The sequence below is a fragment of the Holdemania sp. 1001302B_160321_E10 genome (assembly GCF_015552275.1).
In the GTDB taxonomy this organism is placed as follows: Bacteria; Bacillota_I; Bacilli_A; order Erysipelotrichales; family Erysipelotrichaceae; genus Holdemania.
Genome location: NZ_JADNEM010000059.1, coordinates 1 through 4,597 on the forward strand (window position 1 = coordinate 1; position 4,597 = coordinate 4,597).

Below are 4,597 nucleotides of genomic sequence, written 5' to 3' on the forward strand. Positions count from 1 at the left end.
CGGGAACGGTATCAATTCAAAAAAGATCAGGAAAAGTTTGCAGCTGAACGATCTAAGTTTGAACATGAAAAGCTGATCGTTGAAGCCGCAAAAGAACTGACAGGAAAAGGAATTGATGCTACGCTTGCGAGCTTTGTTGTTGGCAAGGACGCGGATGAAACAAAAAAGAACCTGGAAGCCTTTGAAAAATCCTACAACGCTGCAGTGGAAGCTGCGGTCAACGATAAGCTTAAAGGTGGAGTGCCACCAAAGAAAGCTCCAGCCAACACAACAACTTATACTGATGATCAGTTACGGAATATGACACCGGAACAGATCAATGCCAACTGGGACGCTGTTGTTGCGTCCATGAAAAAATAGGAGGAGTGAACAATTATGTCTATTCAGAATTTTATCCCTACCATTTGGAGCGCTCGTTTACTGAACCATTTGGACAAAAGCCACGTTTATCTGAACCTGCTCAACCGCGATTATGAAGGCGAAATCAAAAACTTTGGTGACACCGTTAAGATTAATCAGGTCGGTGACGTGTCGATTAAGGACTACACCAAAGGCACAGACATCGATGCACCGGAAGACATCACCGGCGAACAGCAGGAGCTGAAGATCGACCAGGCGAAGTATTTTAACTTTGCTGTGGATGATGTCGATAATGCACAGACCAATCCAAAGCTGATGGATAAAGCAATGCAGCGCGCGGCCTATGCAATGAACGATGTTGTTGACGCCTTTGCGGCAAACTTGCTGGCGATCAATGTCCATGCCGACAACGCGATCGGAACCAACGACGCCCCGATCGTGCCAACAAAAGCGGATGCCTACGACTACCTGGTCGATCTGAACACGAAGCTGACGGAAGCCAACGTTGCCAAGATGGGACGCTGGGTTGTTATTCCAGCCTTCTACCATGGCCTGCTGCTGAAGGATGACCGTTTTGTCGGCAATGGTACGGATTACAACCAAGCAATCCTGGAGGGTGGCGAGGTTGGTAAAGCTGCTGGATTTACTGTCTATGTGTCGAATAACGTACCGAACACCGAAGGGGCAAAGTACAAGGTTATTGCAGGCACCACGGAAGCTGGATCTTATGCGGAACAGATTCTGAATACGGAAGCCTATCGTCCGGAAAAGCGCTTTTCGGACGCCGTCAAGGGTCTGCATACCTACGGGGCTAAAGTGCTGCAGAGCAAGTGCATTGCCGTCTTAACTTGCAATAAAGCGTAAACAAAGAGAGGAGAGTTACTATGGCTTTTATCTATAACTTAAAAACCAAACTGCTTCACGAATGCAGAAATGCAGATGTAGCTAAATGGTGCAAAAACAGACCGGATGAATATCTGGTCTCCGACGATAAAGAAAAACTGGTACAGGTTCTGGCGTTGAACAATGCGTTGGATAACGCAGAACCCGCAAAACAGGAAAAAAAGAAGTCGCCTTCGCAGATGAATCTTGATGAGCTGAAAGCTTGGGCGGCTGAGCTGCAGCTGGAAATTCCGGAATCCCTGACCAGAGCTGAGATCCTCGCGCTGATTAAAGAAAAACAAGGTGCATGAAAACCCCGGAGGAAGTAATCGCTGCTTTAACTGGCTGTAAAAGCACTGATCTGATTGCGATCATTTTGGAAGCAGCTGAACAGACAATCTTAAGCTTGACCAACCGTACAAAGCTGATCCCACCGCTGGAAGTAGCTCGCCGAGATCTTGCGGTTGTGATGATCAATCGATTAGGTACCGAGGGTGAGTCTAGTCGCAGCGAGGGCGGCATCAGCGTCAGTTTTGAGGAAATGCCAAAGGCGATCCAGGCAGCGATTGAAACTTATAGATTAGCGAGGGTGTGTGGCCATGCGTTTGAGGCAGTACAGAATCAAGACGTATAACCTCAAGCATCACATAATGGCTCAAAACGAAGAAGGCAATACTTACCCCGCTTGGGGAAGCCCTGTTGAAATTGACGCTGAAATCTGGCCAGCCGGCGGACAGCTGCAGGCGCAGATTTACGGTCAGGAGCTGCAGTATATGCTGAACATGCTTTATCAGGGTGACCAAGAGATTAAGGAGTCTGATGGTATTTGTGTTTTTGTTTCTGCAGATCAGGATCCTGACTATCAAGTGATCTCACAGCAGCGTTACACGGATCACTGGACTTTTGTATTGAAGAAGCTATGAGTGATCTTGTTGGATTAAAAAAGCTGCTGGATCAGCTGGATGCGGTGTCAGAAAACGCCCAGGATGTCCTGTTGAAGTCAATGAAAAAGGCAGCAGGGTTTGTCCGAGATGACGCCCGATTGCGGGTGCCGTTTAAAACAGGTGATCTGCGACGCAGGATTCACAGCCGTACATTCAAGACGGAAACGGGTGTACAATCAGTTGTCTCTGTCAGCTCTGAGTATGGTGCTTATGTCGAGTTTGGTACGGGTCCGCGGGGTGAAGAAAACCATGAAGGAATCTCACCAGAGCTGAATCCTCATTACTCACAAACAGGCTGGATGATTCCGGCCAGCGCCATGTCAGAAAAGGATGCGGAGGAATATGGTCTGGGGATTGCCAAAAAGGACGGTAAGGTCATTGGTTATTATACCAAGGGTATGCCAGCCCGTCCTTTTATGTATACCGCCCTTAAAGATAACGAGGATCAGATCAATAAAAACATAGCGAAGGATCTCAAAAAAGCGATCAAGGAGGCAGCGAAATGATTGACGTCAAAAAGATTATCTTCGAGGAATTAAAGAAAATCTCTGAAAACGTAACGGATACCTATCCGGATGACTGGAAGAAGTTTCCCTGCATTCAGTTTTTAGAAGAAGAAAATATCCCACAGGAGATTACCGACGACACAGAGCGTATGTCATATATCCGCTATAAGGTGGATATCTGGGATAAAATCAGTACAACAGCGGCAGCCCTGCAGGTCAATGTGGTGTTTGCCAATCTTGGGCTTAACCGGTCATCCAGCGTGGATGTGCCGGAGCAGTCTTATTTAAAGCACAAAATGATGCGTTTTGAGGGTGTTGTGGATCACGATACTCTGATTGTTTATCAGAAATAGAAAGGGGCGAAGTGAATGCTTGCCAATGGAATTAAGTTAGGCTACAAAGAAACAGCGGAAGCCGTAGAGTTTACCGATCTGACTGGATTGAAGGAAGTGCCAGAACTTGGATCAGACCCTGAAAAAGTGGATAATACTGATTTAGCTGCTGATGTGAAGCAGTATGAAATGGGAATCGGTGATGCCGGAGATATGGAGTACAAGTTCAAGTATGTGAATACGGCTAATTCCTCTTATCGAAAGCTGCGGGCTGCGGCAGATAGCAAGAAGGTTTATCCTTTCCAGCAGACGATGCCAGACGGAACTAAATATCAGTTCGACGCGCAGGTCAATGTCAAGGTCGGCGGCGGGGGAGTGAATGCCGCGATTGAATTTACTGCATCGATGGCGCTGCAGAGTAAGATCACAGTTGTGGATCCGACGGAATAGGAGATGATGAATGATGAATGAAACGAAAAGAAAACCTTTTGCAGTTTGGACTGTAGGGGAAACCGACTACAGGCTCAAGCTGGACACAGCCACGATTGCAGAGCTGGAAACAAAGTTTAAATGCAATCTTTTGAATCTGCTGGAAAGCAGCGGCAGTATGCCGGCTTTGTCAGTCATGCTAACGATCATCCATGGGGCGATGAAAAAATTCAACCATGGCATCACCTACAAAGAGGTTCAGAGCCTGTTTGATCAATATTTGGATGAAGGTGGCTCTCAGGTAGCGTTTCTGTCAGATATTGTACTGCCGGTTTATCAGGTGTCCGGTTTTTTCTCGGAAGCTCAGACGGAAGTCATGGACAGCCAGATGGCGGAGGTTCGCGAGAATATCTAACTGTTACTGACTATCTGAATGAGCTTTATGTTCAGGCGCTGAAATTTGGAATCACCCCCGATTGTTTCTGGGCGTCAACGGTCCAAGAGATCATTGACATGATCGATGCCCGGCAGGAAAAACAAACAGAGGAGCTTAAGCTGCAGATCACGATGCTATCTGTCCAAGCGGAACAGATTTTTGAAGGCATGGTCACAATTTGGAGTGATAAAAACAGTAAGCCTCAGCGCCGGCAAATTTGGGACTTTTACCCGAAGCTTTTTGAAAAAGAGCATGAGGCGTATGAAATTCAGCGCCAAAAAGAAGAAATGGCTTTATATCAAGCGAAATTTAATGATTTCGTGCTCAGGCATAATCGTAAATTTGGAGGTGATGACCAAGCATGAACGGAATTACTCTTGAAAAGCTGCAGGTCATCATTGAAGCGCAGACCCAGGATCTGCGCAACGAGCTTGCCAAAGTAAAACAGCAGCTCACATCAACCTCAGCCGCAGTAAAAAAAGAAACCGGGAAGATCGGAAATTCCTTTGGCGGAATGATGAAAAAGGTCATGGGTTTGGTAGGAATTACCGCAGTTGTCGCTGCTATTAAGAAAGTGGGATCAGCGGCAATCGAGATGGCCAGCGATCTGCAAGAAGTGCAGAATGTGGTTGATACGGCGTTTGGTGACATGGCTTATATGGTTGAGAATTTCTCAAAGAAAGCGATCGATCAGTTCGGCATGTCGGA

Annotated in this window: 11 protein-coding genes; all 11 read left to right on the forward strand. The window is 46.7% G+C overall.

The features are described from left to right. On the forward strand, nucleotides 1-360 hold a 360-nt coding region (locus I2D94_RS17765; protein ID WP_195397869.1), incomplete at its 5' end, for a DUF4355 domain-containing protein. A gap of 69 nt (nucleotides 361-429) precedes the next feature. Then, the gene (locus I2D94_RS17770) at nucleotides 430-1,224 is read left to right on the forward strand and encodes a phage capsid protein (RefSeq protein WP_229056954.1); all 795 of its coding nucleotides are present in this window, start codon (nucleotides 430-432) and stop codon (nucleotides 1,222-1,224) included. A 20-nt stretch (nucleotides 1,225-1,244) separates the two neighbouring features. Then, entirely contained in the window at nucleotides 1,245-1,553 is a 309-nt protein-coding gene (locus I2D94_RS17775; protein WP_195397871.1) for a hypothetical protein, read from the forward strand. Continuing rightward, nucleotides 1,550-1,876, forward strand: coding sequence for a phage head-tail connector protein (locus I2D94_RS17780; RefSeq protein WP_195397872.1), 327 nt, complete (start codon nucleotides 1,550-1,552; stop codon nucleotides 1,874-1,876). Before I2D94_RS17775 ends, I2D94_RS17780 begins: the two co-directional genes overlap by 4 nt. A gap of 16 nt (nucleotides 1,877-1,892) precedes the next feature. After that, on the forward strand, nucleotides 1,893-2,165 hold the full coding sequence (locus I2D94_RS17785; protein WP_195397873.1) for a hypothetical protein: 273 nt from the start codon (nucleotides 1,893-1,895) through the stop codon (nucleotides 2,163-2,165). Next, on the forward strand, nucleotides 2,162-2,692 hold the full coding sequence (locus tag I2D94_RS17790; RefSeq protein WP_195397874.1) for an HK97-gp10 family putative phage morphogenesis protein: 531 nt from the start codon (nucleotides 2,162-2,164) through the stop codon (nucleotides 2,690-2,692). Before I2D94_RS17785 ends, I2D94_RS17790 begins: the two co-directional genes overlap by 4 nt. Beyond that, nucleotides 2,689-3,045 carry a hypothetical protein gene (locus I2D94_RS17795; RefSeq protein ID WP_195397875.1) on the forward strand — a complete coding sequence of 119 codons (357 nt, stop codon included), beginning with the start codon at nucleotides 2,689-2,691 and terminating at the stop codon, nucleotides 3,043-3,045. The genes I2D94_RS17790 and I2D94_RS17795 overlap by 4 nt, the downstream gene beginning before the upstream one ends. A 15-nt stretch (nucleotides 3,046-3,060) precedes the next feature. Continuing rightward, on the forward strand, nucleotides 3,061-3,474 hold the full coding sequence (locus I2D94_RS17800) for a phage tail tube protein (RefSeq protein WP_195397876.1): 414 nt from the start codon (nucleotides 3,061-3,063) through the stop codon (nucleotides 3,472-3,474). Between the two features lie 10 nt (nucleotides 3,475-3,484). Beyond that, entirely contained in the window at nucleotides 3,485-3,868 is a 384-nt protein-coding gene (locus I2D94_RS17805) for a DUF6096 family protein (RefSeq protein WP_229056955.1), read from the forward strand. Nucleotides 3,869-3,966: 98 nt separating this feature from the next. Next, nucleotides 3,967-4,254, forward strand: coding sequence for a hypothetical protein (locus I2D94_RS17810; protein ID WP_195397877.1), 288 nt, complete (start codon nucleotides 3,967-3,969; stop codon nucleotides 4,252-4,254). After that, the coding region (locus I2D94_RS17815) for a hypothetical protein (protein WP_229056956.1) at nucleotides 4,251-4,597 on the forward strand (347 nt) is incomplete at its 3' end. The genes I2D94_RS17810 and I2D94_RS17815, both read left to right, overlap by 4 nt.